The sequence below is a fragment of the Curtobacterium pusillum genome, assembly GCF_007680845.1.
GTDB lineage: Bacteria > Actinomycetota > Actinomycetes > Actinomycetales > Microbacteriaceae > Curtobacterium > Curtobacterium pusillum_B.
In genome coordinates, this window is record NZ_VEIY01000001.1 from 880,035 (window position 1) to 906,679 (window position 26,645).

25 protein-coding genes are annotated in these 26,645 nt (G+C 71.8%); 14 read left to right on the top strand and 11 right to left on the bottom strand.

Going from position 1 to position 26,645, the window contains the following annotated elements; translation table 11 throughout:
• Positions 1 to 170: 170 nt before the first annotated feature.
• Together FS825_RS04155 and FS825_RS04160 are read right to left on the bottom strand one after the other, a co-directional pair.
• Positions 171 to 1,784, bottom strand: coding sequence for an ABC transporter permease (locus FS825_RS04155; protein ID WP_144711091.1), 1,614 nt, complete (start codon positions 1,782 to 1,784; stop codon positions 171 to 173).
• A 103-nt stretch (positions 1,785 to 1,887) separates the two neighbouring features.
• Complete coding sequence (locus FS825_RS04160; protein ID WP_144711093.1) at positions 1,888 to 3,576, bottom strand: cation:proton antiporter; 1,689 nt, start codon at positions 3,574 to 3,576, stop codon at positions 1,888 to 1,890.
• Positions 3,577 to 3,691: 115 nt separating this feature from the next.
• Here FS825_RS04160 and FS825_RS04165 point away from each other — a divergent pair, with 115 nt between their 5' ends.
• The 3 genes from FS825_RS04165 to FS825_RS04175 all read left to right on the top strand — a co-directional run bounded on the left by FS825_RS04165 (position 3,692) and on the right by FS825_RS04175 (position 6,842).
• The gene (locus FS825_RS04165; RefSeq protein WP_260981002.1) at positions 3,692 to 4,948 is read left to right on the top strand and encodes an inorganic phosphate transporter; all 1,257 of its coding nucleotides are present in this window, start codon (positions 3,692 to 3,694) and stop codon (positions 4,946 to 4,948) included.
• Positions 4,948 to 5,244: a hypothetical protein gene (locus FS825_RS04170; RefSeq protein WP_260981003.1), complete on the top strand. Its 297-nt coding sequence runs from the start codon at positions 4,948 to 4,950 to the stop codon at positions 5,242 to 5,244. The genes FS825_RS04165 and FS825_RS04170 overlap by 1 nt, the downstream gene beginning before the upstream one ends.
• 125 nt (positions 5,245 to 5,369) lie before the next feature.
• Complete coding sequence (locus FS825_RS04175; RefSeq protein WP_144711095.1) at positions 5,370 to 6,842, top strand: aspartate ammonia-lyase; 1,473 nt, start codon at positions 5,370 to 5,372, stop codon at positions 6,840 to 6,842.
• 7 nt (positions 6,843 to 6,849) lie between these two features.
• Here the strand turns inward: FS825_RS04175 and FS825_RS04180 are convergent, their stop codons facing one another.
• Together FS825_RS04180 and FS825_RS04185 are read right to left on the bottom strand one after the other, a co-directional pair.
• Entirely contained in the window at positions 6,850 to 7,929 is a 1,080-nt protein-coding gene (locus FS825_RS04180) for a YihY/virulence factor BrkB family protein (RefSeq protein ID WP_144711097.1), read from the bottom strand.
• A 110-nt stretch (positions 7,930 to 8,039) separates the two neighbouring features.
• Positions 8,040 to 9,350, bottom strand: a complete 1,311-nt coding sequence (locus FS825_RS04185) for an MFS transporter (RefSeq protein ID WP_144711099.1) — start codon at positions 9,348 to 9,350, stop codon at positions 8,040 to 8,042.
• Positions 9,351 to 9,399: 49 nt separating this feature from the next.
• Here FS825_RS04185 and FS825_RS04190 point away from each other — a divergent pair, with 49 nt between their 5' ends.
• From FS825_RS04190 to FS825_RS04200, 3 genes are all read left to right on the top strand, one after another.
• Entirely contained in the window at positions 9,400 to 9,771 is a 372-nt protein-coding gene (locus FS825_RS04190) for an FKBP-type peptidyl-prolyl cis-trans isomerase (protein WP_022908613.1), read from the top strand.
• Positions 9,771 to 10,607, top strand: a complete 837-nt coding sequence (locus tag FS825_RS04195) for an aldo/keto reductase (RefSeq protein ID WP_144711101.1) — start codon at positions 9,771 to 9,773, stop codon at positions 10,605 to 10,607. The genes FS825_RS04190 and FS825_RS04195 overlap by 1 nt, the downstream gene beginning before the upstream one ends.
• Before the next feature lie 120 nt (positions 10,608 to 10,727).
• Positions 10,728 to 12,971 (top strand): HelD family protein, encoded by a 2,244-nt coding sequence (locus tag FS825_RS04200; RefSeq protein WP_186377062.1) that lies wholly within the window; start codon positions 10,728 to 10,730, stop codon positions 12,969 to 12,971.
• Between the two features lie 245 nt (positions 12,972 to 13,216).
• On the opposite strand, the gene FS825_RS04205 is transcribed toward FS825_RS04200, so the two are convergent.
• Genes FS825_RS04205 through FS825_RS04215 form a run of 3 tightly spaced genes read right to left on the bottom strand, consistent with a single transcriptional unit; the run spans position 13,217 to position 15,656 of the window.
• Positions 13,217 to 13,489, bottom strand: a complete 273-nt coding sequence (locus tag FS825_RS04205; RefSeq protein WP_144711105.1) for a protealysin inhibitor emfourin — start codon at positions 13,487 to 13,489, stop codon at positions 13,217 to 13,219.
• A gap of 38 nt (positions 13,490 to 13,527) precedes the next feature.
• A complete protein-coding gene (locus FS825_RS04210; protein ID WP_144711107.1) occupies positions 13,528 to 14,577 on the bottom strand; it encodes a M4 family metallopeptidase in 1,050 nt (349 codons plus the stop codon).
• Positions 14,578 to 14,612: 35 nt separating this feature from the next.
• Positions 14,613 to 15,656: a glycoside hydrolase family 6 protein gene (locus FS825_RS04215; RefSeq protein WP_144711109.1), complete on the bottom strand. Its 1,044-nt coding sequence runs from the start codon at positions 15,654 to 15,656 to the stop codon at positions 14,613 to 14,615.
• Positions 15,657 to 15,800: 144 nt separating this feature from the next.
• Between FS825_RS04215 and FS825_RS04220 the strand changes: the two genes are divergently transcribed.
• The 5 genes from FS825_RS04220 (at position 15,801) to FS825_RS04240 (ending at position 18,716) form a co-directional block, all read left to right on the top strand.
• Positions 15,801 to 16,247: a VanZ family protein gene (locus tag FS825_RS04220; RefSeq protein WP_186377063.1), complete on the top strand. Its 447-nt coding sequence runs from the start codon at positions 15,801 to 15,803 to the stop codon at positions 16,245 to 16,247.
• Between the two features lie 101 nt (positions 16,248 to 16,348).
• Positions 16,349 to 16,618, top strand: coding sequence for a 30S ribosomal protein S15 (gene rpsO / locus FS825_RS04225; RefSeq protein WP_058742593.1), 270 nt, complete (start codon positions 16,349 to 16,351; stop codon positions 16,616 to 16,618).
• Between the two features lie 138 nt (positions 16,619 to 16,756).
• On the top strand, positions 16,757 to 17,392 hold the full coding sequence (locus tag FS825_RS04230) for a CE1759 family FMN reductase (protein ID WP_144711112.1): 636 nt from the start codon (positions 16,757 to 16,759) through the stop codon (positions 17,390 to 17,392).
• Between the two features lie 107 nt (positions 17,393 to 17,499).
• Positions 17,500 to 17,751 (top strand): hypothetical protein, encoded by a 252-nt coding sequence (locus tag FS825_RS04235; RefSeq protein WP_144711114.1) that lies wholly within the window; start codon positions 17,500 to 17,502, stop codon positions 17,749 to 17,751.
• Positions 17,748 to 18,716 carry an FAD:protein FMN transferase gene (locus FS825_RS04240; RefSeq protein WP_144711116.1) on the top strand — a complete coding sequence of 323 codons (969 nt, stop codon included), beginning with the start codon at positions 17,748 to 17,750 and terminating at the stop codon, positions 18,714 to 18,716. The genes FS825_RS04235 and FS825_RS04240 overlap by 4 nt, the downstream gene beginning before the upstream one ends.
• Here the strand turns inward: FS825_RS04240 and FS825_RS04245 are convergent.
• Entirely contained in the window at positions 18,697 to 19,878 is a 1,182-nt protein-coding gene (locus tag FS825_RS04245; RefSeq protein ID WP_144711118.1) for a coiled-coil domain-containing protein, read from the bottom strand. The genes FS825_RS04240 and FS825_RS04245 overlap by 20 nt on opposite strands.
• Before the next feature lie 279 nt (positions 19,879 to 20,157).
• On the opposite strand from FS825_RS04245, the gene FS825_RS04250 reads away from it, so the two are divergent.
• Positions 20,158 to 22,431: a polyribonucleotide nucleotidyltransferase gene (locus FS825_RS04250; protein WP_144711120.1), complete on the top strand. Its 2,274-nt coding sequence runs from the start codon at positions 20,158 to 20,160 to the stop codon at positions 22,429 to 22,431.
• Between the two features lie 167 nt (positions 22,432 to 22,598).
• Here the strand turns inward: FS825_RS04250 and FS825_RS04255 are convergent, their stop codons facing one another.
• Both FS825_RS04255 and FS825_RS04260 read right to left on the bottom strand, forming a co-directional pair.
• A complete protein-coding gene (locus FS825_RS04255) occupies positions 22,599 to 23,126 on the bottom strand; it encodes a YbhB/YbcL family Raf kinase inhibitor-like protein (protein WP_144711122.1) in 528 nt (175 codons plus the stop codon).
• Positions 23,127 to 23,285: 159 nt separating this feature from the next.
• The gene (locus tag FS825_RS04260; RefSeq protein ID WP_144711124.1) at positions 23,286 to 23,933 is read right to left on the bottom strand and encodes a TetR/AcrR family transcriptional regulator; all 648 of its coding nucleotides are present in this window, start codon (positions 23,931 to 23,933) and stop codon (positions 23,286 to 23,288) included.
• A 250-nt stretch (positions 23,934 to 24,183) separates the two neighbouring features.
• Here FS825_RS04260 and FS825_RS04265 point away from each other — a divergent pair, with 250 nt between their 5' ends.
• On the top strand, positions 24,184 to 25,518 hold the full coding sequence (locus FS825_RS04265; protein WP_144711126.1) for a M16 family metallopeptidase: 1,335 nt from the start codon (positions 24,184 to 24,186) through the stop codon (positions 25,516 to 25,518).
• An 8-nt stretch (positions 25,519 to 25,526) separates the two neighbouring features.
• On the top strand, positions 25,527 to 26,129 hold the full coding sequence (locus tag FS825_RS04270) for a histidine phosphatase family protein (RefSeq protein ID WP_144711278.1): 603 nt from the start codon (positions 25,527 to 25,529) through the stop codon (positions 26,127 to 26,129).
• Here FS825_RS04270 and FS825_RS04275 read toward each other — a convergent pair.
• On the bottom strand, positions 26,126 to 26,635 hold the full coding sequence (locus FS825_RS04275; protein ID WP_144711128.1) for a GNAT family N-acetyltransferase: 510 nt from the start codon (positions 26,633 to 26,635) through the stop codon (positions 26,126 to 26,128). The genes FS825_RS04270 and FS825_RS04275 overlap by 4 nt on opposite strands.
• Positions 26,636 to 26,645 lie beyond the last annotated feature (10 nt).

The window sequence follows — 26,645 nt, forward strand, 5'->3', positions numbered from 1 at the left end:
TCGGTGCGGTCGCATCGTGCGACATCACGCTCGTCGATCGACGCATGCGGTGTCGGAAGACGAGCGCCGTCGAGCACGTGGCGCCCGCGCCGCACCGCGTCCGCGCCTGCCCGCGCAGGCGCCCACTCCGCGCCGCACCGCGCCCGCCCGCGCCCGCCCGCGCCCGCGCCTCAGCGGTCCGCGTGGCGACCGTGGGGACGGGCGTCGTCCGCGTCGCGACCCGCCGCGTCGGACCGGACCGGGGCCCGCGAACCGTCCACGCGCGGGACGGGACGGGTGCGTGGACGGGGTGCCGCCCCTCCCGTTCGCTGCGCGGCCGGACCGGGCCGGTCCCCGTTGCGCACCACCGGGATGCGGCCGGTCGACGTCGGCTCGTTCTCGAGCCCGTCGCGCCCGCCGGTGAAGACGTCGCCGCCGACGCGGGCGTCCTCCCAGTCGTCGTCGTGCAGGACGCTCAGCGTGCCCGTCTCGGTCGAGGTGAGGCCGTGCCGCTCGAGTTCCGCGTCGCGCTCCCGGCCGAGGAACTCGCGGTTCGCGGTCTGCGCGTCCTGGAACATCGTCGTGCGACCGGTGACGATCGCGCGGATGCGGCGCCGCTCCCACCACTTCTTGCCGAAGTACATGAGCACGAGGCCGGCGGCGGCGTAGCACGCCATCGTGATGAGCCCGCGGGCGGGCCCCGGGCCGACGCCGTAGACCTGGTGCTTGATCATGTCGACCATGCTCGAGCCGACGACCACGTGGTTGAGCCAGGCGAACGGCTCGGGCATGAACCACTTCGGGTAGGCACCGCCGGACGAGGGCATCGAGAGGAAGACGAAGCAGATCATCGCGGGAGCGGCGATGAACCGGCCGACGAAGTAGCTCAGCCCGTTGACGGCGAGGCCGATGGCGACGATCCACCCCCAGGCGATGAGCACGAGTTCGATCCAGTGGCCGTGGATCGCGCCGAGCACCGGGCCGGCGAGCGTGTTCGTGATGAGGGAGATGACGAGGCCGCCGCCGACGATGACCGACATGCGGGTGCGGTGCCGGAGCGGACCGCCCATGATGCCGATGAACATCGCGACCATGTAGCCACCGATGCACCACGCGAGCATGACGTACATCGCGACGGTGCCGTACTCGTCCCAGGCGGGCAGGGGAGCGAGCTCGGTGATGGTGGGGGCCGCGACCCCGATGCCGGTGAGGACGGTGCTCAGCGTCGCCGGGACGAGCGACGCGACCTGGAACTGGTGCGCACTGGCCTTGAAGAGCTCGTTCGTGCTCGGGTCGTAGGCGACCGCCATGGTGCCGGCGAGGACGTCGCGCTTGGCGGTGGCGAGCGAGTCGTACAGGTGGAAGACGTACTCGCCGGGCAGCGCCTTCTGCACCGCCGCCACGAAGGTGGGGTCGCTGCCGACCAGGGCGACGGGGACGTCGTGCGGGTGCGGGGCGTGGAACGCGAAGACGTAGCAGAGGCAGAAGCCGACGATGAAGAACAGCGGCATCCAGAGCTGGAGTCCGATGAGCTGCAGCGAGGGGTGGAGCGTGCCGAACCAGCGGCGGTACCGACTGATCCGCTGCGGCTGCGGGACGGGCGCCTGACGGGTGCGACCGCTGCTGCCACCGCTGCCGGAGCGGCTCGGACGGGTCCCGGCGACGGCCGCGCCACGACGGGGCTTCGAGCCGCCGCGGGTGGAGGGACGGGTGGTGCGCTGCTTCGGTGCGGGGAATTGCCGCGGCCCCCCGTCGCGATCCGGGAGGTCGTTGTTCCTGGGGACGTCGTTCCGCGGCGTGCTCACTCGGCGATGCGCTCCTGTTCTGTGTCGAACATCCACGATACGCCCGCCGTACCGGCAGCGCGCCGGGTACGGCAGCGCCGCGGTCAGGGCACGCCAGCGACCGTCAGGACCGACTGCGGGACGCCTGCGCGGAGTCCATCGCGAGCTCTTCCGCGTCGAGCGTCACGAGCACCCGGCGCATGACCTCCTCGTCGAGGTTGCCCTTCTCGCGCTCCTCGAGCACGATCTCCCGGCGCCGGTCCAGGAGCTCCCGCCGGATGTCCTGGATCTGCGAGCCACGGAGACGGACCGGGGCGTTGCGGTCCTCCACCTCTTCCTCTTCCGCGTCGCGCCGGAAGGTCTCCGCCTGCCGCTCCAGACGCGCCTTGAGCCGGTTCACGACGGCGTTGACGGCGTCGTCGCCGTACTGCCGCGCCCAGTCCGGGCGGCGCTTCTCGAGCAGTTCGATCGCGGCCTCGGTGGTGCGCTGGTTGAGCCGCATCTCGCTGCGGACGTCCTCGTCGTCCTCGTCCGGGTCCTGCACCTTGAGCGCACGGATGACGAACGGGAGGGTCAGGCCCTGCAGCAGGAGCGTGCCGACGGTGACGATGAACGCGATGACGAAGATGGTGTCCTGCGCCGGGATCTTCGTCGGACTCGCGACGACGGACACGGCTGCGGCGAGGGTGACCACGCCGCGCATGCCGGTCCACGAGATGACGGTGAGCTCGCGCCAGTTCAACTTCGGCTCGGCCGTACCGCGCAGCCACCGGAGCGAGGGGTGCCCGCGGGAGAGCCGGATGCGCAACGGCCGGAGCCAGCGCCCGTTGAAGCGGTTCCGGACGTACGACTCGAACACGAACAGCGGTCGGACGAGGATCACGACGACCAGCACGACCCCGGCGGCCGTGAGCGTCTGGGTGAGGCTGCGCTCGCTCTCGATGAGGTCGTGCACGACCGTGTTGAGCTGGAGGCCGATGAGCGCGAAGACGAACCCCTCGAGGATGACGTCGATGCTCGTCCACAGCGGGCGCTCTTGGAGGCGGGTGGCGTAGCCCTCCTTGGGCGAGTTGTAGCCGATGTACAGGCCGGCGGTGACGACCGCGATGACGCCGGAGCCGGAGAGGTCCTCCGCCAGGATGTACGCGACGAACGGCAGCAGGATGCTCATGATCGTCTCGACGACCGGGTCGTTGATGCGCATCCGGATCCAGTGCACGAGCACGCCGAGCACCCCGCCGACGACGAGCCCGACCCCGATCGCGAGCGCGAAGATCCCGAGGTCCTGCCAGATCGTGAGCGACGTCCCGGCGATGATGAGCGTGAACACCCGGACCAGGGTCAGTGACGCGGCGTCGTTGATGAGGCTCTCGCCGGAGAGGACCGTCATCACGCGCCGGGGGAGTCCGAGCTTCCGGCCGATCGCGGCGGCGGACACCGCGTCCGGCGGGGCGACGATCGCGCCGAGCAGGATCGCCGCGGGCAGGGTCATGTCCGGGATGAGGAAGTAGGCGACCGCCCCGACTGCGAGCGCGGTGACGATCACGAGGAAGATGCCGAGGCGGCGGATCTGCTTGATCGACCCGCGGAAGCTCTGCCACGACACGTCGAGCGCCGCGGAGTAGAGCAGCGGCGGCAGGATCACCGTGAGGATGACCTCGGAGTCGATCTCCATCGGCGGCAGTCCCGGCAGGAACGAGGCCGCCAGCGCGACCGCCGTGACGAGCAGCGGGGCGGGGAGCCCCCAGGAACGCGCGAACCCGGTCACCGCGAGCGATCCGACCAACAGGATGAGGAGCTCGACGGTGTCCATCCGGACATTCTCCCATCGGAATGGTTCGGAACCTGAACGACCGTGCAGGCATCGTGAACACCCCGTGAACGGCAGGGTTTGCCACGGGGCCGTCCGCCTGGGACACTGGCCCGCGGTGGACATCACACTCATAGTCGTCCTGGTCATCGCGTTGGCCCTCTTCTTCGACTTCACAAACGGATTTCACGACACCGCCAACGCGATGGCGACACCGATCGCCACCGGGGCCATGAAGCCGAAGGTGGCCGTCACGGTCGCCGCGGTGCTCAACCTCGTCGGTGCGTTCCTCAGTACCGCGGTGGCCACGTCGATCTCGCACGGGCTCATCAACGAGGGACCCGGTGGCGTCGCCATCAGTCCCGAGATGATCTTCGCGGGGCTCATCGGTGCGGTGGTCTGGAACATGATCACGTGGCTGCGCGGGCTCCCGTCCTCGTCGTCGCACGCGCTGTTCGGTGGGCTCATCGGCGCCGCGATCGTGGGCGCCGGGTTCGACGCGGTGAACTACGCGGCGCTCCTCACCGTCGTGATCATCCCGGCGTTCCTGTCGCCCGTGATCGCTGCGCTCGTGTCGTTCCTCTCGACGCGCATCGCGTACCGGATCACGAGGCGCCCGGTGTTCCCGAACGAGCGCGGCGGGTTCCGGGTCGGCCAGATCTTCACCAGCTCGATGGTGTCGCTCGCGCACGGCACGAACGACGCGCAGAAGACGATGGGCGTCATCACCCTGACCCTCATCGCGTCCGGAGCGCAGTCGTCGACCCAGGGGGTGCAGTTCTGGGTGATCGTCGCGTGCGCCCTCGCGATCGCACTCGGCACGTACACCGGCGGGTGGCGGATCATCCGGACGCTCGGCTCCGGCATCACCGAGATCCGTGCGACCCAGGGCTTCGCCGCCGAGGCCTCGACCGCGGCGACGATCCTCGCGTCGAGCCACCTCGGCTTCGCGCTCTCCACCACGCAGGTCTCGTCCGGCTCGATCATCGGCGCGGGGCTCGGCCGTCGCGGCTCGAAGATCCAGTGGTCGACGGCCGGCAAGATCGTCATCGCCTGGTTCATCACCCTGCCGGCTGCGGCGGCGGTCGGCGCCGTGGCGTCGGGGATCGCCCGGCTCGGCGTCACCGGCCTGGTGATCGACGCGCTCGTCGGCGCAGCCGTGATCCTCGGGCTGTACCTCTGGTCGCTCCGGAAGCCGCACGAGCAGGCGTCCGCGATCGAGGTCGACGTCGCCGCGAACGCGGTGTTCACCCGCAAGGAGCTGCGCGACCTGCAGCGCAAGAAGCGCGCCGAGACCGTCGCCGCGCGCCGTGCCGAGCTGAGCCGCGAGCGCACGCTCCGCCGGATGGCCGGCCGCAAGGGAGGACGTCGCTGATGGGCATCGACTGGCTTGCGTTCCTCACGGTCGCGCTCGTGTCCCTCATCGGCGCGTGCTTCGTCGTGACGGTGTACTCGGTCGGCCTCCGCCTCTGGAGTGCCGCCGACACCCGCGCCGGCAAGTACTCGGTCAAGGACGACGGCACGGTCGGCCCCGCCACCGCCGGCTTCCCGATCCCCGGGACACCGCAGCCCGGGGTCCGCTGGTTCCGGACCGCCTCGGTCGCGTGCTTCGTGCTGTCCGGCGCGGCCGTCCTCTACGGCATCTACCTCATCGTCCCGCAGTTCCACTGACGCGGGTCGCGTCACGCGACCAGCTGACGGCCTGGAGGCGCGGTGCCAGCCCGCACCGCGCCTCCCGTGGTCGCGTCGCGAGCCGCACCCGCCCCCGACCGGCCGGACGGGCTAGCCTCGTGGGCGTGACCGGCAACGAAGCAGCACGCACCCGCACCGAGACCGACTCCCTGGGATCCCGGGAGGTCCCAGCCGACGCGTACTGGGGGATCAACACCCTCCGCGCGCTGGAGAACTTCCCGATCACCTCGGTGCCGATCGCGGTGTACCCGGACCTCATCGAGGCGCTCGCGACCGTGAAGCAGGCCGCTGCCCGGGCGAACAAGGCCATCGGCGTGCTCGACGCCGAGCGGGCCGACGCGATCGACCGCGCCGCGCAGGAGGTGCGCGACGGAGCCCTCCGAGACCAGTTCGTCGTCGACATCGTCCAGGGCGGCGCGGGGACGAGCACGAACATGAACACGAACGAGGTCCTGGCGAACCGGGCGCTCGAGCTCCTCGGCCGCGAGAAGGGCGACTACGGGTACCTGCACCCGATCGACCACGTGAACCGCAGCCAGTCCACGAACGACACGTACCCGACGAGCATCAAGCTGGCGATGATCCTCGGCGTCCGGCGGCTCACCGACCAGCTCGGGCTGCTCTCGGACGCGTTCGCGGAGCGCGGGCGGGCCTTCGCCGACGTGCTGAAGATCGGTCGGACGCAGCTGCAGGACGCCGTCCCGATGACCCTGGGACAGGAGTTCACCGGGTTCGCGCACACCATCCAGGAGGACGTCCTCCTGCTCCGCACGGTGATGCCGCTGCTCGCCGAGACGAACCTCGGCGCGACGGCGATCGGCACCGGGATCACGGCCGACCCGCAGTACCGGGACGAGGTCCGTCGGCAGCTGCAGGTGGCGAGCGGCCTCGACATCGTCACGGCGCCGGACCTGATCGAGGCGACGAGCGACGCCGGGGCGTTCATGACCCTGTCCGGCACCGTGAAGCGCAGTGCGGCGAAGCTCTCGAAGATCTGCAACGACCTGCGGCTGCTCGCGTCCGGGCCGCAGGCGGGGCTCGGCGAGATCACGCTCCCCGCACGCCAGGCCGGGTCGTCGATCATGCCGGGCAAGGTCAACCCGGTGATCCCGGAGGTCGTGAACCAGATCGCGTTCGCCGTCGCCGGAGCGGACACCACGGTGACGATGGCGGCCGAGGGCGGTCAGCTGCAGCTCAACGCCTTCGAGCCGATCATCGCGCACTCGATCCTGCAGTCGCTGCAGTGGATGGCGAGCGGGTGCGCGACTCTCCGGGAGAACTGCATCAGCGGGATCGAGGCGAACGAGGCGAAGCTCGCGGCCCAGGTGGACACGAACGTCGGCGTCGTCACCGCGCTGACGCCGTACATCGGGTACGCGGCGGCGGCGTCGATCGCGCACACCGCGCTGACGACCTCCACGCCGATCGCGACCCTGGTCACGGCGGCGGGGCTCATGGAAGCGGACCAGGTGCAGCGGGTGCTCAGCCCGGCACGGTTGTCCGGGATCGAGCTGGCGACGGGCGCGATCCCCGTGGTGACCGAGGAGATGCTCGACCGCGCGGCGCGCGAGCGCTGACCTGCGGCTACGGCAGCGGGGGCTCCCCGACGCGGACCTGGCGGGACATCTCGCGGAGGTGCTGCTCGACCTCGGTCGGCTCGTCGTCGCCGGCCCGCTCCGCCGCAGCCATCCGGACGTGGTGGGCGGCGGCGATGTCGGCGTCCCGCCACCTGGCCAGCGTGAAGTTCCGCGTGACGTCGCGCAGCGGGAGCCGGATCGACTCGTCGGCCTCGATCCCGGCGAGGAGCTGCCGCATCCGGATGACCTCGGAGTCGAGTTCGCCACCGACGACGAGCACGAAGTTCGAGATGTACAGGTAGACGAGCAGCAGCAGGGCGCCCCCGAGCCACCCGTACGCCTTGTTGCCGCCGCCGAGGGTCTCGACGTAGACCGCGAACCCGAGCGTCGCGATCGCCCAGGTGACGATCGCGAAGCCCGCGCCGGCGGACACCCACCGGAGCTGCGGCGTCTTGACGTTCGGCGTCGCGTAGTACAGCACGGCGACCATCACGACGAGGTCCACCGCGAGGACCGGCCACTTCACGACGTTCCAGACGTCGTCGATCCACGGCGCCCATCCCATCTGCCGGATGACCGCGGCGGAGATCGTGGGCGTGCCGAGCAGGATCACGATCGCGATCGCGCCGCCGACCATGACGAGCAGCGTGACGAGGAGCATCATGCTGCGGAACTTCCAGATCCGTCGGCCCTCCTCGACCTCGTACGCGGTGTTCATCGCCCGGCCGAACGCGGTGGCGTACCCGGACAGCGACCACAGCGTCAGCACGAGCCCGATCGTGAACCCGAGCCACGGGTTGTCGAGGGTGAGCAGCTGCCGGAGCGGCCCCTCGAGGTGCTCGGCGGTCTCGGGTCGCACGATGAACCCGAGCACCTCGATGATGTCCGACAGGCTGTCGCCCTGCCGGTCGACGACGGAGAGGGCGGAGACGACGGTGAGCGCGGTCGGGAAGACGGTGAGGAGTGCGAAGAACGTCAGGGAGGCGGCGGCGTCGACGACGCGGTGCCGGATCACCGAGTGGTAGGTGCGCCGGACGACGGCGCGGACTCCCGTCCGCTGGAGGTCGCGCGATGCGCTGTCCGGCATGCGACGTACGCTACCCGACACGTGCGGTTCGGGAGGCGCGGTGCGGGCCCGCACCGCGCCTCCTGTCCGGTGGGTGGTCCGGTCCGGCGGCCGCTGCCGAGACTCGGGCGTCAGTTCGCGTGCGGGTGCAGCGCGTCGTAGCGGCGGAAGCTCGGGACGAGGCGGAGGAGCAGCGCGACGAGCCCGATGATGAGCACGCCGCCGATGATCGGCGGGTACGCGATCCCCGCCGCGACGACGAGCCCCGCGTAGAGGTCACCGAGCCGCGGGCCACCCGTCACCACGACGATGAAGATGCCCTGCAGTCGCCCGCGCATCCCGTCCGGCGACGCGGCCTGCAGGATCGTGTTCCGGAACACCGAGCTGACGTTGTCGGCACCACCCGCGGCGGCGAGGAACAGCGCCGCGAGCCCCAGGGCGGGCAGGATGCCGACGGAGAACGCTTCGCCGGAACGGCCGCCGAGCGCGTGCGCCACCGCGATGACGACGCCGAACGCGGCGATGGCCGCGCCGTACGCGGTGATGGCCCAGCCGACGGCCTCGCCCTGGCGCCGGACGTGCCCGAGCGGACCGGAGAACACGCTCGACAGCAGTGCGCCGATCGCGTAGGCGGCCGTCAGGGTGCCGACCGTGATGGACCCGCCGCCGATCACGAGCGCGCCGATCGCCGGGAAGAGCACGCGGGGCTGTCCGAACGTCATCGCGACGATGTCGAGGACGAACGTCATGGTGATGTTCTTCGACTTCCTCAGGAACCGCGCACCCTCGACGAGCGAGCTCAGTCCGGGGCGGAGCGCATCGTGGTCGGCCGCCATCCGCGGCAGGGTGAACACCCCGAGGAACGCGAAGGTGAACAGCACGACGTCGATCGTGTAGGTCGGCGCGAACCCGACCGTCGCGATGAGCACGCCCGCGATCGCCGGGCCGACCGTCACCTGGAACCCGGACGCGATGCCGCCGAGGGCGCTCGCCGCGGGGAGCAGGTCCGTGCCCACGAGCCGGGGCACGATCGCCGAGCGGGACGCGTTGCTGACGGTCGCGGCCACGGCGTTCACGGTCGCGAGCACGTAGAGCAACACCACGCTGTGCAGGCCGAGCCAGGCGTGGGTGGCGATGAGTGCCACGGCAGCCCAGGCGACGATCGACGAGACGAGCGCGACGAGCCGCCGGTCGAAGGCGTCCGCGAGCATGCCGCCGTACAGCCCGGCGACGATCATCGGCACGAGGGCGATGACGCCGACGAGCGCCACGGCGAAGGTCGAGTGCGTGATCTCGTAGACCTCGAGGCCGACCGCGACGGTGGTCATCTGCGTGCCGATGCCGGCGATGGCGGTGCCGGCCCAGAGCCTGGCGAAGGCGGGGGAGCGACGGAGGGGGGTGAGGTCGGCGAGCAGGCGGCGGCGCGGGGTTGTTCGTGTCACGGTGGAACCATTCTGGGGGCTGTGCGGCGTCTCTGGTTGACTGGTTCGCATGACTGACCTGAACAGCAAGCCCGAGTTCGACGCCCCCGAGGGCCCCGCCCCCACCGAGCTCGTCGTCACCGACATCGTCGAGGGCTCCGGCGACGTCGCGAGCGCCGGTTCGACCGTGAAGGTGCACTACGCCGGCGTCGAGTACGAGACCGGCGAGGAGTTCGACAGCTCCTGGAACCGCGGCGAGCCGATCGACTTCCCGCTCGCGGCCCTGGTGCGCGGCTGGCAGGAGGGCATCCCCGGCATGAAGGTCGGCGGGCGCCGCAAGCTCGTCGTCCCGCCGGAGCTCGCCTACGGCCCCGCCGGCGGTGGACACTTCCTGTCCGGCAAGACCCTGATCTTCGTCATCGACCTGCTCGGGGTCCGCTGATGCAGGTCGGCGCGCCGACGATCGAGCTGAACGACGGCCACCGGTTCCCGGAGCTCGGCCTCGGCACCTACGGGCTGAACGGCGACGAGGGCGCGGCAGCCGTCGGCGCGGCGATCGACAGCGGCTACCGACTGCTCGACACCGCGCTCAACTACGGCAACGAGGACGCCGTCGGCAAGGCCGTCCGCGACGCCGAGGTCGCGCGCGAGGACCTCGTCGTCACGTCGAAGCTCCCCGGGCGCCACCACGGCTACGACGAGGCGCACCGGTCGATCGAGGAGTCCCTCGCGAACCTCGGCCTCGACCACGTCGACCTGTACCTCATCCATTGGCCGAACCCGTCGGTGGACAAGTTCGTCGACACCTGGAAGGCGTTCGTCGACCTCCGCGACAGCGGCAAGGTCCGCTCGATCGGCGTCTCGAACTTCACGCCGGAGCACCTGCGCCGCATCATCGACGCGACCGGGGTCGCCCCGGCCGTGAACCAGGTCGAGCTGCACCCGTACTTCCCGCAGGCAGAGCTGCGGAAGGTGCACCAGGAGCTCGGGATCGTCACCGAGAGCTGGAGTCCGCTCGCGGTCCGGTCGGAGCTCCTCACCGAGCAGCCGATCGCGGCGGCGGCAGCGGCGCACGGCGTCTCCCCGGCCCAGGTCGTCCTCCGCTGGCACGTCCAGCTCGGGGCGGTCCCGGTGCCGAAGTCCGGCGACCCGGACCGGCAGCGCGAGAACCTCGACGTGTTCGGCTTCGAGCTGACCGACGACGAGGTGGCTGCGATCTCGGCGCTCGAGCGCGGGCGGCTGTGGGACGCCGACCCGGACACGCACGAAGAGATGTAGGACGCGTTCGCGTCGGACGGGAGGCGCGGTGCCAGCTGGCGCTGCGCCTCCCGTCCCGCAGTCCGTGATGTCGGTCGCGCGGGACTACACTGGACACCCCTCTTTCCCGAAGGGTTGTGTGTGTCCGAACCGACCGAGATCGACCGCGAGCGTGGCTACGTGGACGGGCTGTTCGCCCGACTCGACGAGCTGACCGCCGAGGCCGAGCAGCGACTCGCCGAAACCCGCCGGCAGGCGGTCGGCGGGAACCACCAGAGCCGCAGTGAGCGCGACGCCTACGCACGGCTCTACGAGGACACCATCGCCACGCTCGACCGCGTCGGCGACCGGCTCGTGTTCGGCCGGCTCGAGGTGTCCGAGCCAGACGGCGACGACGACACGTTCCGGTACATCGGTCGCGTCGGTCTCCGCGACGCCGAGCACCGTCCGCTCCTGCTCGACTGGCGCGTGCCCGGTGCGAGCGCGTTCTACCAGGCGACCGCCGCGCACCCCATGGGGATGCGCGCCCGTCGGCACCTCACGCTCGACGGCCGCAGTGTCGTCGGCGTCGAGGACGAGGTCTTCGACGCCGCCCTCTACGACGACGAGCGCACCCACCTGCAGGGCGAGGGTGCGCTGCTCGCGGCCGTGACCGCCGAGCGCACCGGCCGGATGACGGACATCGTCGCGACCATCCAGGGCGAGCAGGACCGCATCATCCGCTCCCCGCTCGAGGGCGTCCTCATCGTCCAGGGCGGCCCGGGAACCGGCAAGACCGCCGTGGCGCTACACCGTGCCGCGTACCTGCTGTACTCCTACCGCGAGCGGCTCCGGGGCTCCGGCGTCCTCATGGTCGGCCCGTCGCCGGCGTTCCTCACCTACATCGAGCAGGTGCTGCCGTCCCTCGGCGAGACCGGCGTGGTGATGGCGTCCCTCGGGTCGCTGTACCCGGGGGTGCACGCGACGAAGCATGACCAGCGCGACGTCGCCGCCGTGAAGGGCTCGGCCGAGATGGCCCAGCTCCTCCGCCGTGCCGTGCGGTCGCGCCAGGTCGTGCCGACCGAGTCGACCGTGCTCGACGTCGAGGGCGAGCGGCTGACGGTCCCGCCGGAGCTCGTCGCCGACGCGATGAAGCGGGCGCAGGACCGGGGGAAGCCCCACAACGCCGCACGGGTGACCTTCAACAAGATCGCCCTCGACGCGATGACCCGGCTGCTCGCCGACCAGCTCCGAGCGCGCGGGACCGCGGTCGACGAAGCGGACGAGAAGGTCCTGCGCGAGGACATCCGGAGCTCGTACGACGCCCGGGTGCTGCTCAACACCGCGTGGCTGCCGCTGCCGCCGGACAAGTTCCTCGAAGACCTCTACGCGCGGCCGAACTGGCTCGCCTCGCTCACCCCGCACTGGACCCCGGAGCGACGGGCGCTGCTGCTGCGCTCGCGCGGTGCCGCCTTCACGGTGGAGGACGTCCCGCTCCTCGACGAGGCCGCCGAGCTCCTCGGCCCGTTCGACCCGACCGGCGGTGCTGCGAAGCGCGCGGCGAAGGCGAGCCGGAACCGCGACATCGAGAACGCCCGACAGGCGATCGAGAACATGGGCGTCGAAGGGATCGTCACGGCCGAGCAGGTCGCCGGCTCCTTCGCCGAGGGCGGGGACGCCCGCACCACCGCCGAGCGCGCAGCGGAGGACCGGGAGTGGACCTACGGCCACATCGTCGTCGACGAGGCGCAGGAGCTCTCGCCGATGCAGTGGCGCGTGCTCGCCCGCCGCAACCCGCTGCGGTCCTTCACAATCGTCGGGGACATGGCGCAGGGCTCGTCGCCGGGTGCCGCCCGCACCTGGGACGACGTGCTCGGCGCCCTCGCCCGTCGCCGCCGGGGTCGTGCTCCGCAGGTGCCGCTCGCGCACCGCATCGAGGAGCTCACGGTCAACTACCGCACGCCCCGCTCGATCGTGCTCGCCGCGGGGGAGTACGCCGACGCCGCCGGCCTGACGGTCACGCGGAACGAGGCCGTTCGAGACGGTGACCCCGTCGAACGGGTCAGCACGCCTCGCGCCGCGGTGCTCGACACCGTCGCGCGGGTGGTCGACGAGGAGCGAGACCGGATCGGCAGCGGGACCATCGGCGTCATCGTGCCCGAGGCGGACGCCGACGCCGTGCGCCGTCGGCTCGCCCGGACGGAGGCCGACGTCCGCTCGCTCGGTTCGCCGCGGCCCGGGTCGGTCACGGTGCTCACGGGAGCGGACGCGAAGGGCCTGGAGTTCGACGGCGTCCTCCTCGTCGACCCGGAGCGGGTGGGCGCGGACGCCGCGCGGGCGGCGGCGGCGGTCTACGTCGCGATGACGCGGCCGACGCGTCGACTGACGGTCGTCGACGTCACCTGACCCCCTGACGGACTGGAGGCGCGGTGCGGGCCCGCACCGCGCCTCCCGTCCCGCAGCTGGTGCGCTCCGCGTGGCGGCGAAAGCGACAGTTCACGCGATCCTGGCGCGTTCGCCCTGCGAAAGCGACAGATCTCCGCGGATCATTCGCGGCACACCGTCGCTTTCGCGAGGGGCCGGGGCGGGCGCGCGCGGGGCGGGCCGCGCCGGGCGGGCGCCGCGGGCGGGCCGCGCAGGGCGGCGGCGCGTCAGGCCGGTGTGCCCTCGGTCCGGACGCGCGTCACCAGGGCAGCCCACGGCCCGTCGAGGCGACTGCCCGGGATCGTCACCGTCGTCCGCTCGACGGTGATCGTCCACGTGAAGTCGTCGCGCACCGACGGGTCCGGAGCGGGCACGGCGTCGCGGGGGAGTGCGCCCACGAGGTCGGACCAGGCGCCCGGGTCGTCGCACGCGTCGGTGTCCACACGCCAGCTCCGGGTGGTGCCGGCGATGCCCCCGGTACGGCGCACGTCGATCTGCATGGACTCGACGGTACGCCGGGACCGGCCGGGGGTCGAGGTCAGTCGAGGACGCCGACGGTGCGCCAGGCCTCCTGCACCGCCGTGTGCTGCGTGGAGTCCGCGCCGAACCGGGCAGCGGCGGCGTCGACGGTCACCGCCGCGAAGCCGGCGAAGTCGATCGACGCGGTGACGGCGTCGGAGGTGAGGGCGTCCCACCAGACCGCGCCGGCGCCCTCCCACGCCTTGCCACCGATCGCGGTCGCGGCGAGGTAGAAGGCGTGGTTCGGGATGCCGGAGTTCGTGTGCACGCCGCCCGAGTCGTCGGTGGTCTGGACGTACCCGGCCATCGTCGCCGGCTGCGGGTCCTTCCCGAGCACCGGGTCGTCGTAGGCGGTGCCCGGCGCCCGCATCGACCGCAGCGCCACGCCGTGCACCGCGGGGGTGAACAGCCCCTCGCCGATGAGCCAGGTCGCCTGGTCGGCGGTCTGCCCGGCGGCGTACTGCGCGACGAGCGACCCGAACACGTCGCTGATCGACTCGTTGAGGGCACCGGACTGCCCCTCGTACGTCAGGTCCGCGGTGTACTGCGTGACCCCGTGGGTGAGCTCGTGGCCGATGACGTCGACCGCGATCGTGAAGCGCCGGAAGACCTCGCCGTCACCGTCGCCGAACACCATCCGGCTGCCGTCCCAGTAGGCGTTGTCGTAGTCCTGGCCGTAGTGCACGGTCGCGTCGAGGGGGAGTCCGGCGCCGTCGATCGACACCCGGTCGAACACCTCGAGCCAGAACGCGTGCGTGGCGCCGAGGCCCGTGTACGCCTCGTCCACCGCGGCGTCACCGGAGACCGGGTCGCCCTCGTGCCGGACGGCGGTGCCCGGAAGCGTCGTCGACCCGTGCGCGTCCGAGATGGTGCGCTGCGGCGACCGGTCGACCGTGCCGCTGACCGACTGCGGTCGCGGACGGTGGTCGTGCTTGGGCTGCTGGACGGTGTCGAGCGAGGCGAGCGCCGTCCGAGCCGCCGAGGCAGCGCGGGGGAAGTCCGGCGCGTCGGCGACGGCGCGGAGCAGGTACGGCGGGACGACGGATCGGATGCGCGCGGTCGGTGTCATGGCGTCATGCAACCACCGGGCACCGACAGCGGCGGTCAGCGGCGGCGGTTCTCGACGAGTCCGAGCGCGTACGACTCCCACCACTGACCGGCGGCGGGTCCGCCGTTGCAGGTGCCGTCGCTCAGGCCGGGCGTCTTCACCCAGAGCAGGGCGTCCAGACGGGTCGTCCCGCGGGTGACGTGCGGCGCCTGACCGAGCCCGGCGCCGTCGGGGTTGCACCAGGTGCCGCGCCACCCCTGGCCGTTCCGCGAGACGTCGATGACGAAGTGCGGGTCCCCGCCGATCGCGTCGGCGAGTTCGTCGGCGTACGCGCGTTCCTGGTCGACCCGGTAGAAGTTCGAGACGTTCGTGAAGAACCCCTGCGTCCGGTCGACGCCCGCCGCCCGCAGCCACTTCGCCATCGTCGCGGTCGGGACCCGGTTCTCGTTCCCACCGTCGAGGTACACGGTGAGCCCGTGTCCGGCGAGCGCGCCGACGGCCTTGCGGAGGAGGGGCAGCCGGTCCTGCTCGAGCCGCTTGCACACCTGGATCTGGGCGATTGCGTCCGGCTCGACGAGGACGACCGCCTTCGAGCCGGCCATCGCGCTGACGGCGGCACGGACCCACGGCAGGTACTCGTCCGCCTCGGTCCCGCCCTTCGAGTAGCTGCCGCAGTCGCGGTCGGGCACGGCGTACAGCACGAAGACGGGGGTCTTCCGCTGCTGTTCGGCGTTCCGCACGACGTCGCGGACCGTCTTCCGCGTCGCCGTGATCGACGGGTTCGTCAGCCAGGTGGCGATGGGCTGGTCGGCGATGACGGCGATCTTCGCGGCCGTGGCGTCGTCGCCGTCGGCACGGGCCTCGGACTCCCGCTTGCCCGGTTGGTTCTCGTCCGCCGGCTGCCGGGCGAGACCGCCGGGGAACGCGTCGGCGGCGGACTTCCGCTCGGCGACGTGCCGGCCGCTGGTGTCCGTGCCGTGGGGGAGGACGAGCACGAGGGTCGTGACGAACGCGGCGACGACCACCGCTGCGATCCCGATCCACGTCCACTGGCGACGCCCGGGACTGCGGACTGCACGGGTTCCCTCGACACTCGGCATGCGCCCATGGTCGCAGGTGCCGAGCCCCGACGCCCAGCCCTGCCGGGCGTTCGTCCAGCCCCGCCGGGCGTTCGCCCAGCCCCGCCGGGCGATCGCCCAGGCGCGTCGCCGGTTCCTGCCAGGACGGTGCCGCAGACTGTCCTGATGTTCCGGAAGCTCCTCCTCCTCGCCCTGACCGCGGCGTACGCCTGGGTGATCTGGCGGATGACGCTGACACCGCAGGTGTTCACGTCCGCCCAGAACTCCCTCGTGCTGCACGCGCTCGCCTGGGTGCAGCAGCTGCCCCACGGTGCGTGGTTCACCTACGAGCGGACCGAGTTCCTCGCGAACATCGCGATGTTCGTCCCGGTCGGCATGCTCGCCGCGCTGTGGCTCCCGCGTCGGTGGTGGATGCTCGGTGCGGTCGTCGGGGTGGCGCTCTCCGTCGGGATCGAGGTCGCCCAGGCCCTCTACCTGCCGTACCGCGTCGCCGATCCCCGCGACGTGCTGTCGAACGGCCTCGGTGGACTGCTCGGGGCGACGCTGGTCGGGCTCGTCCGGAGCCTCCTGCCGGCACCGCGACGTCGCCGTCTGCGCGCCCGGACCGCCTGAGTCTCTGGTAGTCTTCTCCGGTTGCCGTCGAACGGCCGCGGACAAAGAGCGCTCGTGCATCAGGCACGGGCACCGCGCAACGGACAGAGAGGGGATCATCCATGGCACTTGACGCGAAGGTCAAGCAGGAGATCATCGAAGAGTACGCGACCCACCCGGGCGACACCGGATCCCCCGAGGTCCAGGTCGCCGTTCTGACTCGTCGCATCAACGACCTGAACGAGCACCTCAAGGAGCACAAGCACGACCACCACTCGCGTCGTGGTCTGCTGCTCATGGTCGGTCAGCGTCGCCGTCTCCTCGGTTACCTCTCCGACGTCGACATCAGCCGCTACCGTGCGCTCATCGAGCGCCTCGGCCTGCGTCGCTAGTCGACTCGCAGACACTGCTCGACCGAACGCCCGGTCCTCCTCGCGAGGGCCGGGCATTCGTCTGTTCCCGGGAATGGTTGCGGGGCGCTCGTGGTTCGGTACGATGTTCATGCAAACGCATTGAAAGGCAGGCGCACCATGACCACCATCGCCATCGTCTCCGCCGGACTCTCCGAGCCCAGCTCCACCCGACTGCTCGCCGACCGGCTCGCGGAGGCCACGGTCGCCTCGCTCGCCGAGCCCTCGCCGTCGGGCCTGCCCGGAGGCGCGGCGAAGGTCCTGCACGTCGACCTGCGTCCGCTGGCCCACGAGATCACCGACGCGATGCTCACCGGGTTCGCGGCGCCGGCGCTGTCCGCGGCGATGGCCACGGTGGTCGAGGCCGACGCGGTCGTCTTCGTCACCCCGATCTTCACCGCCGGCGTGAGCGGTCTGGCGAAGTCGTTCCTCGACGTGCTCGACAAGGACGGCCTCGCGGACATGCCCGTGCTCCTCGGCGCCACGGGCGGCACCGCGCGGCACTCCCTCGCGATCGACCACGCGTTGCGCCCGGTGTTCGCCTACCTCCGCTCGGCGGTCGTCCCGACGGGCGTCTTCGCCGCGACGGACGACTGGGGGAGCGCCGGTGACTCGGCCGCGCTCGACGGACGCATCCGCCGGGCCGGAGCCGATCTCGCCTGGGCGATCCGCGCCTCCCGTCGGACCCCGCAGGAAGCCGACGCGCTCCCGCACACCGCGGACTTCGCGTCCATGCTCGGCGGACTCGGCCACTAGGCCGCGCTCTTAGCGGCCCCACAGGGGTCGTCCGGGCGCGGTGCAGCCGCTGCCCGGGTCGTTCTCCGGTGCGTCCGCGAACCTCGTCGTGACGACGAGGAGGACCGATGGGCAGCAGCGGGAACGGTAGACGATCCGTCCGGATCACGGGTGCGCTCGTGGGCGCGGGAGGGCTCGCGGTCGCGACGGTCACCGGCGCCGGGCTCTGGCTCGGGCACGACGAGGCGCGCACGACCACCACGGAGCAGGTGAGCGGGACGACCGTCGCCTGGTCCGCGGACGGCCCCGCGACCGTCGACCGCGGCATCTCAGTGGGCTCGGTGCGAGCTGTGTCCGACGCGACGACGACGGGGTCGTGACCGTGCGTGCCGTCGCCGAGTGGGAGCTCTGGACCACCACCGCCCGCGTCGTCCTCGACCACCGCGACCGCCGCCACCTCGCCGCCGCCGAGTCCTGCGTGCGCGAGGTCACCGCAGCCGTCGACGCGGCGTGCAGCCGCTTCCGGGCCGACTCCGAACTCGTGCTCCGCGCCGACGAACTCGTCCGGGGCGCGGAGGTGTCCCCGATCCTCGCCGCCCTCGTGCACCACGCCCTCGACGCCGCCAGGGCCACCGACGGCGACGTCGATCCGACGCTCGGCGCCCGCATGGTGTCGCTCGGGTACGACGCGGCCTTCGCGGACGCACCACCCGTCCCCGCTCCGGAGGCGATCGCCCGCGCACTCGACACCCGACCGGCGTGGCAGCGGGTGCTGCTGTCCGGGACGTTCCTGCGCGTGCCCGCCGGCGTCGTGCTCGACCTCGGCGCGACCGCCAAGGCCGCCGCTGCCGACATGGCCGCCGCGAGCATCACGGCCCGGCTCGGCATCGGCGCGCTGGTCTCCCTCGGCGGGGACGTGGCGACCGCCGGACCGGACCCGTCCGGCGGGTGGCAGGTGCGCGTGCAGGACCAGGACGCCGACCCGGTCGACCACGTGCGGATCGCCTCCGGCTGGTCCGTCGCCACCTCGAGCACGCAGAAGCGCCGGTGGGAGCAGGACGGCCACGCGCGCCACCACATCCTCGACCCGCGGTGGGGGATGCCCGCCGAGCCGGTCTGGCGGTCCGTGACCGTCGTCGCACCGTCCTGCACGACCGCGAACACCATGACGACCGCTGCGGTCGTCCGTGGTCACGGTGCCGTCGCGATGCTCCGCGAGAGCGGGCGGGCCGCGCGACTCGTCGCTGCCGACGGGTCGGTGGTACGGCTCGGCGGCTGGCCGGCGGAGCTCGGCGGCTGGCCAGCGGGCGAGACGCGCGAGCCGATCAGTACCAGTGCGGGTTGACGCCCATCTCGTGGCTCCACGCGCCGCACGGCGAGCCGTACGCGCTCTTGATGTACGCCAGACCCCAGTTGATCTGGGTGGCGGCGTTCGTCCGCCAGTCCGCTCCGGCTGCGGACATCTTCTCGGCCGGGAGCGACTGCGGGATCCCGTACGCCCCGCTCGAGGCGTTCAGGGCGTTCGCGCGCCAGCCGGACTCCTGCGTCCACAGCGAGACGAGGCACGAGAACTGGTCCGAGCCCCACCCGTAGGCCCCGATGGCGCTCCGCGCGTACGCCTGGGCGCCGGCCGGGTCGACCACGACGCCGCCCGTGCTCGGGTAGCTCGTGCCGGACCCCCCGCTGGTCGTCGGCGTGCTGGCTGCCGCGGCGGCTTCGGCGGCGGCCTGGCGCTTCCGCAGCTGCTCGGCCTTCTGCGCGGCGACCCGCTGGCCGAGCTGGTAGCGCTCCTCGGTCTTCGCGGTGGTGTCCTTGAGGGACGCGAGCTGCGCGTACAGCTCGTCGCTGTGCGCCTGCGTGTCGTCGACGGCGGCGTCCGCAGCCGCCTCGGCGTCCTTCGCGGCGCTGGCCTTCGTCTCCGCCGCGTCGGCGAGGTCCGCCCGTTCGTCCTCGGCGCGGGTCGCCTGGTCGTGCAACGACGACGCGGTCTTCGCCGCCACGGACGCGTCGTCCATCACGCCGGCCCACGTCGACGAGAGCTGGTCGAGCGCGCCGAGCTGGTAGAGCAGCTGGTCCGGGTTCTTCGCCGTCGCGATCCGGGTGGTCATCTCGTTCGAGCTGCCGTCGCGGTACAGGTTCGCGGCGAGCTGTCCGGCTCGCTGCTGTGCCCGGTCGGCGGTCTTCGCCGCCTGGTCGGCCTGGGCCTGGAGGCTCGTGGCGGCCTGGGTGGCAGCGGTCAGCTCCGCCTCGGCGCGGTCCGCCTGCTCGGACGCCACCAGGGCGGCCTGCGACTTCGCCGCGGCGGCCGCCTGGGCCGCCTCCAGTGCCGCCTGCACCCGTGCGATCTCGGTCTGCTTGGTCTGCTCGTTGCCCTTCGCGCGCTGCACGTCCTGCCAGCTCGGGTACTCCGTCGCGGTCGCCGGTGCTGCGGTGACGACAGGGGCGACGAGCGCGCCGACGACCACTGCGGCCGCGACGAACAAGCCCCGGGAGGGGGTGAGGCGCATGGCAGCAGGCTACCGAGGACACGCCCGTTCGCCGTGAGCCTCGCCGCCGATTCCCTGCGGACTGGTAAAGTCCATCACGTCCAGGGACCGTTTCCCCGGGCGTTACGACAAACACTGCGCAGGCCGGGCACGGAGCTGGTCATCGGTGGTGGCTCGCGGGCCGGACGGTTTCCCGAGTGCTTCTACTGCTGGCCAGACATGCGTCCCGATCCCTTCGGCGCGCACGCACCATCGAGTGCCGTGGCCCCAGCCTGCCGAACACTTCAAGGAGGCACCCTTTTGGAGGGTCCCGAGATCAAGTTCGCCGAGGCCGTTCTCGACAACGGCAAGTACGGCAAGCGCACCGTCCGGTTCGAGACCGGCCGGCTCGCACAGCAGGCGCAGGGCGCGGTCGCCGCGTACCTCGACGAGGAGACGATGCTCCTCTCGGCCACCAGCGCCGGCAAGCACCCGCGTGAAGGGTTCGACTTCTTCCCGCTGACCGTCGACGTCGAGGAGCGCTCGTACGCCGCCGGCAAGATCCCCGGTTCGTTCTTCCGCCGTGAAGGCCGTCCCAGCACCGAGGCGATCCTCGTCTGCCGCCTCATCGACCGGCCGCTGCGCCCGTCCTTCGTGGACGGCCTCCGCAACGAGGTCCAGATCGTCATCACCGTCCTGAGCATCGCCCCGGACGAGTTCTACGACGCGCTCGCGATCAACGCGGCGTCCGCGTCGACGCAGATCTCCGGTCTGCCGTTCTCCGGCCCGATCGCCGGTGTGCGCCTCGCGCTCATCGGTGACCAGTGGGTCGCGTTCCCGAAGGCGTCGCAGCTCGCCGATGCCGTCTTCGACCTCACCGTCGCGGGTCGTGTCGTCACGGACGAGGCCGGCAACGAGGACGTCGCGATCATGATGGTCGAGGCCGAGGCCACCGAGCACAGCTGGGACCTCATCCAGGCCGGCGCGACCAAGCCGGACGAGGCCGTCGTCGCGCAGGGGCTCGAGGCCGCGAAGCCGTTCCTCAAGCAGCTCGTCGAGGCCCAGGCCAAGATGGCCGCGCAGTCGGCGAAGGAGATCCAGGACTACCCGGTCTTCCCGCCCTACTCGCCCGAGGTCTACTCCGTCGTCGAGTCCATCGCGCTCGCCGAGCTCGGTGACGTCTACAAGATCGCCGGCAAGCTCGAGCGCCAGGACGCGGACGACGCCCTCAAGGCCCGCGTCAAGGAGGCCGTCGCCGCCAAGGTGTCGGCCGGCGAGCTGCCCGAGAGCGCCAACGGCCAGGTCAGCGGCGCGTACAAGTCGGTCACGAAGAAGGTCGTCCGCGGCCGCATCCTGACCGAGCAGGTCCGCATGGACGGTCGCGGCCTCGCCGACATCCGTCCGCTCGACGCCGAGGTCGCCGTGATCCCGCGCGTCCACGGTTCCGCGATCTTCCAGCGCGGCGAGACGCAGATCCTCGGCGTCACGACGCTGAACATGCTGAAGATGGAACAGCAGATCGACTCGCTGTCGCCCGTCACGAAGAAGCGCTACCTGCACCACTACAACTTCCCGCCGTACTCGACCGGTGAGACCGGCCGTGTGGGGTCGCCGAAGCGTCGCGAGATCGGGCACGGCTTCCTCGCCGAGCGCGCCCTCGTGCCGGTGCTGCCGTCGCGCGAGGAGTTCCCCTACGCGATCCGTCAGGTGTCCGAGGCGCTCGGCTCCAACGGTTCGACGTCGATGGGTTCCGTCTGCGCCTCGACCCTGTCGCTCCTCAACGCCGGTGTGCCGCTCAAGGCCCCGGTCGCGGGCATCGCGATGGGCCTCGTCTCCGACACCGTCGACGGCCAGACCCGCTACGCGGCGCTGACCGACATCCTCGGTGCGGAAGACGCGCTCGGCGACATGGACTTCAAGGTCGCCGGTACCTCGGAGTTCGTCACCGCGATCCAGCTCGACACCAAGCTCGACGGCATCCCGTCGTCGGTGCTCGACGCGGCGCTCAAGCAGGCCAAGGAAGCGCGCTCCGCGATCCTCGGTGTGCTGAACGAGGCGATCGACGCCCCCGACGAGATGGCGGACACCGCTCCGCGCGTCATCTCGGTGCAGATCCCCGTCGACAAGATCGGCGAGCTGATCGGCCCGAAGGGCAAGACGATCAACGGCATCCAGGACGAGACCGGTGCTGACATCAGCATCGAGGACGACGGCACCGTCTACATCGGCGCCGTCGACGGTCCGTCGGCCGAGGCCGCTCGCGCCCAGGTCAACGCGATCGCGAACCCGACGAACCCGGAGATCGGGGACCAGTTCCTCGGCACCGTCGTCAAGATCGCGACGTTCGGTGCCTTCGTGTCGCTGCTCCCGGGCCGCGACGGTCTGCTCCACGTCTCCGAGGTGCGCAAGCTCGCCGGTGGCAAGCGTGTGGAGAACGTCGAGGACGTCCTCGGCGTCGGCCAGAAGATCCTGGTCGAGGTCACCAAGGTGGACGACCGCGGCAAGCTCTCGCTCGCGCCGGTCGTCGCCGACGAGGCCGACTCCGCTCCGGTGGAGACCGTCCGCGCCCACGCCGAGGACCCGGCCGAGGGCTGATCCCTCCCCGCGTCCTGACGCACGAACGGCCGCCGTCCCTCTCGGGGCGGCGGCCGTTCGCCGTTCGCGGGGCGGGCGCTGTGCCGAGACTCGGGCCGGGCGACAGTTCTCGGGCTCCGAGGCCCGAGAACTGTCGCTGGCACCAAGTCTCGGCGCCGGAGCGCGCGTCAGGCCGCGGGGGTCTCCTGCGTGCCGACGAGCTGGGCGCGGCCGAGCAGGTGCTCGCGGAGCAGGAACCCCACGACCGCCGGGGTCGCATCCGCCGGCGCCTCGAGCACCGGCACGTCGAGCGCGCTCAGCGTGAAGAAGTAGCGGTGCTCCCCGTGCCCCGCGGGCGGAGCGGCGCCGAGGTACGTGTCGGTGCCGAACTCGTTGCGGCGGCGGAGCGCCTCGGCGGGCAGCAGCGCGTCGTCGGTCCCGGCTCCGGCGGGCAGCGAGGTCGTCGACCCGGGGATGTCCGTGAGGCTCCAGTGCCAGAACCCCGAACCCGTCGGGGCATCGGGGTCGTACACGGTGAGGACGTAGCTCTGCGTCCCCTCGGGAGCGTCGGACCACTCGAGCGCGGGGGAGCGGTCCTCACCACCGGCGTCGGTGCCGCGCGCCCAGTCGGGCAACGCTCCGCCGTCGGTGAAGTCGGGGCTGGTGAGCGTGAAGGTCGGGACCTCGGGGAGGTTCCAGTTGGGGTGGTTGGCCATGCTGCCAGCCAACACCCGTTCCCTCGGCTGCTGCTCGACGTGCGGTGGACGGCGGCAGGTGCCGGACTGGAGGCGCGGTGCGGGCGGGATCCGCGCCTCCCGTCCGGCAGGCGCGCGCCGAAGCGACAGGTCTCGGCAGCCGGCCGCGGGCGGGCGGCGTCAGGCGGCGAGGACGCGCTCGACGACGCGGCCGAGGGCCGCAGTCGCGGCGATGGCGTCACCGGCGTAGGCGCCGGACATGGCGCCGTCGCGCGCCAGCATGAGTTCGTCGGCGCCGTCGCCGGGCAGCGCGTGGCCGGAGTCCTGCAGGAGGTCGGCCAGCCGCTCGGTGTACCAGTCGCGGTGCATGGCGACGACCTCGCGCACGGGGTCGCGCGGGTCGTGGTACTCGGCCGCAGCGTTGAGGAACGCGCAGCCGCGGAAGTCGGGGTCGTTGACCTCGTCCGCGAGGGCGGCGACCCAGGCGCGGACGGCCGCTTCCGGGGAGCCGGCGTCGGTGATGAGCTGTTCCATCCGTGCCTGCACGTGCTCGTGCTGCGCGCGGATGTAGGCGAGGATCAGGTTGTCCTTCGACCCGTAGTGCTTGTAGAACGTCGCCTTCGTGACGCTCGCCTCGGAGATGAGGCGGTCGACGCCGACGCTGTGGATGCCCTCTTCGTAGAAGAGCCGCGTGGCGGTCTCGAGGACACGGACCTTCGCGCCGCCGGAGCGGGGAGCCGGGGGGACGCTCGACCCGTCCGGCGACGCGAGGTTCGTGCTCGGGCCAGGGAGACGCTGGACGGCCGGTTGGGGGGAATCGACCGTCACAGCGTGGCTCTCCTTGGGCTCATCGGCTCCGCGGCGGAGTGGGGGGACTCGTGTGCCGCGCAGGACTGATGTCCCGAGCCACCGGATCGGAATCTAGGGGGGCTTCCGATCCGGTAACGAAACTGTACCACAAGGAGGACAGACAGACGAGTCTTTCTATCCTCCTCTGGTGTACCCCACTTCGAGTGACACTCGTCGAGGCTGTGGAAACTGGGCGGTGCGCCCTCCGGCATCAGTAGGCTCGTCTGCGATGAACCACCCAGTGCCGTTGCCGCTCGAGGCCCCGGACACGTCGTTCCTGACGTCCGGGGGCGCCTTCGTCCGCCGAACCGTCCTGCCCTCGGGCGTGCGGGTCCTGACCGAGTCCATGCCAGGAACGAGTTCGACGAGCCTCGGCTTCTGGGTCGGGGTCGGCTCCCGCGACGAGCGTGCGGGGCAGTTCGGCTCCACGCACTTCCTCGAGCACCTGCTCTTCAAGGGCACCGCGACCCGTTCCGCACTCGACATCGCGATCTCGTTCGACTCCGTGGGCGGCGAGCACAACGCCGCGACCGCCAAGGAGTACACCTGCTACTACTCCCGCGTGCGGGACGCTGACGTCCCGATGGCGGTCGAGGTGATCGGCGACATGGTCACCGGCTCCGTGCTCGAGGCAGCGGCGTTCGACGTCGAGCGGGGCGTCATCCTCGAAGAACTCGCGATGGCCGCCGACGACCCCGCCGACGTCGCCGGGGAAGCCTTCTTCGCCGCGGTCTTCGACGGGCACGCCCTGGGTCGACCGATCGGCGGCACGCCGGAGAGCATCCGGGCGGTGCACCGCGACGAGGTCCTTGCCCACTACCGCGAGCACTACGCGCCCAACGGCATCGTCGTCACGGCCGCCGGCGCCGTCGACCACGACCGCTTCTGCGACCTGGTCGCTGCGGTGTTCCAGGACGCGCCGAAGGCCGCCCCGCTGGCCCGCCGCACGGCGCAGCGCGTGGCCGACCCGGCGGTGCCGAAGCTCTCGGTCGTGCACCGTCCCACCGAACAGGTGAGCATGCTGCGCGGGTCGCAGGGCCTCGACCTCCGCGACGAGCGGCGGCCGGTCCTCAGCGTGCTCAACGCCGTCCTCGGTGGCGGCATGAGCTCCCGACTCTTCCAGGAGGTCCGCGAGCGCCGCGGCCTCGCCTACGCGGTGAGCTCGTTCGCCCCCGCGTACCTCGACAACGGCGCGTTCGGCGTCTACGCCGGGTGCGCTCCCGACAACGTCGCCGGGGTCGTCGAGATCGTCGACGCCGAGTTCCGCCGCATGGTCGACGACGGCATCACCCCGGACGAACTCCGGCGCGCGAAGGGCCAGATCGAGGGGGCGCTCACGCTCTCGCTCGAGGACTCCGACGCCCGCATGACCCGACTCGGCCGCTCCGAGCTCGGCACGGGGGAGTTCACCGACCTCGCCACCGCCCTCGAGCGCGTGGACCGGGTCACCACCGACGACGTCCTGGACCTGGCACGCGACCTCCTCACCCGCCCGTCGATCACCTCGGTGGTCGGTGCTGTCCAGCGGGACGAGCTCGCGGCCGCGATCGGGATCGGCGGGTGAGCACGGACGTGTCGCACTACCTCTACCTCGTCCGCCACGGCGAACACCAGGACGCCGAGCACGGACTGCGCGACGGCAAGCTCTCGGAGCGCGGCAAGCGCCAGGCGATGCTGGTCGCCGACCGCCTCGGCGGTGTGCCGTTCGACGGCGTGTACCACTCGCCGCTCGAAGCCCCGAGCGAGACCGCCTCGTTCCTCGCCCAGCGGCTGCCGGCGATCCAGCCCGAGCCGTCGACGCTCCTCTTCGACTGCATCCCCTCCGGACCAACGCCGGACATGCCGCACGCCTACCAGGGCTGGTACGGCGGGATCACGGAAGAGGAGATCGTCGCCGGGCAGGCCCAGATGGGCGACGCCGTCGCCGAGTGGTTCACCCCGGCACGCGACGACCGGCACGACCTCCTCATCACCCACAACGCCGTGATCGGCTGGTTCGTGCGAGAGGCGTTCCAGGCTCCCGAGTGGCGCTGGATGGGGACGAACGTCGCGCACACCGCGCTGACGATCATCCGGATCCGGTCCGCCAAGCCGGCCGAGGTCGTCGCGCTCAACGACCTCGCGCACCTGCCGGTCGAACTCCGGACCGGCCTGCCCGTCGAGCAGCCCGTCTAGCCGACGCGCACCGGCTTGCGGTACCAGGCGGTCGCGTTCGGGTTGTCGTTGAACGCCGGCACGCGGGTGTACCCGCGACCGCGGTACATCGCTCCCGCGGCGACGAGCGAGTCGTTGGTGTCGAGCACGATCGCGGTCGCGCCGAGCCCGGCCGCCGCCGCTTCGAGCGCGTCCATCACCGCGGTCGCCACACCTCGCCCGCGGCCCTCGGGCGTGACGAAGACGTGCTTCACCTCGAACCGGACGTCGACCGCGCCGTCCTCACCATGGCCGTCCGGGATCCGCCGGAGCCCGCCGCAACCGACCGCGTGGCGGACGTCGCCGTCGGCTTCGTACGCCACCACGAAGACGCCGTTCGGCGGCGTGAACTCCGCCGCCGGCGTGCGCTTCCGGGAGTACGTGCCCTGGGCGCTCGGGAACGTCGCCTCGCGCTCGTCGAGGTACGCGTCGAGCAGCGCGTCGACCTCGGGGATGTCTGCCGGCACGGTCCTGACCTCGAGCGTCATGCGTCGATCC

What these genes read in the sequence shown, in the direction of transcription:
- FS825_RS04215 (WP_144711109.1), bottom strand. Translation starts at nt 15,656, where the DNA reads ATGCCGAGTGTCGAGGGAACCCGTGCAGTCCGCAGTCCCGGGCGTCGC.
- FS825_RS04195 (WP_144711101.1), top strand. Translation starts at nt 9,771, where the DNA reads ATGCAGGTCGGCGCGCCGACGATCGAGCTGAACGACGGCCACCGGTTC.
- FS825_RS04230 (WP_144711112.1), top strand. Translation starts at nt 16,757, where the DNA reads ATGACCACCATCGCCATCGTCTCCGCCGGACTCTCCGAGCCCAGCTCC.
- FS825_RS04220 (WP_186377063.1), top strand. Translation starts at nt 15,801, where the DNA reads ATGTTCCGGAAGCTCCTCCTCCTCGCCCTGACCGCGGCGTACGCCTGG.
- FS825_RS04235 (WP_144711114.1), top strand. Translation starts at nt 17,500, where the DNA reads ATGGGCAGCAGCGGGAACGGTAGACGATCCGTCCGGATCACGGGTGCG.
- rpsO (WP_058742593.1), top strand. Translation starts at nt 16,349, where the DNA reads ATGGCACTTGACGCGAAGGTCAAGCAGGAGATCATCGAAGAGTACGCG.
- FS825_RS04255 (WP_144711122.1), bottom strand. Translation starts at nt 23,126, where the DNA reads ATGGCCAACCACCCCAACTGGAACCTCCCCGAGGTCCCGACCTTCACG.
- FS825_RS04210 (WP_144711107.1), bottom strand. Translation starts at nt 14,577, where the DNA reads ATGACACCGACCGCGCGCATCCGATCCGTCGTCCCGCCGTACCTGCTC.
- FS825_RS04205 (WP_144711105.1), bottom strand. Translation starts at nt 13,489, where the DNA reads ATGCAGATCGACGTGCGCCGTACCGGGGGCATCGCCGGCACCACCCGG.
- FS825_RS04245 (WP_144711118.1), bottom strand. Translation starts at nt 19,878, where the DNA reads ATGCGCCTCACCCCCTCCCGGGGCTTGTTCGTCGCGGCCGCAGTGGTC.
- FS825_RS04265 (WP_144711126.1), top strand. Translation starts at nt 24,184, where the DNA reads ATGAACCACCCAGTGCCGTTGCCGCTCGAGGCCCCGGACACGTCGTTC.
- FS825_RS04180 (WP_144711097.1), bottom strand. Translation starts at nt 7,929, where the DNA reads ATGCCGGACAGCGCATCGCGCGACCTCCAGCGGACGGGAGTCCGCGCC.
- FS825_RS04160 (WP_144711093.1), bottom strand. Translation starts at nt 3,576, where the DNA reads ATGGACACCGTCGAGCTCCTCATCCTGTTGGTCGGATCGCTCGCGGTG.
- FS825_RS04190 (WP_022908613.1), top strand. Translation starts at nt 9,400, where the DNA reads ATGACTGACCTGAACAGCAAGCCCGAGTTCGACGCCCCCGAGGGCCCC.
- FS825_RS04170 (WP_260981003.1), top strand. Translation starts at nt 4,948, where the DNA reads ATGGGCATCGACTGGCTTGCGTTCCTCACGGTCGCGCTCGTGTCCCTC.
- FS825_RS04275 (WP_144711128.1), bottom strand. Translation starts at nt 26,635, where the DNA reads ATGACGCTCGAGGTCAGGACCGTGCCGGCAGACATCCCCGAGGTCGAC.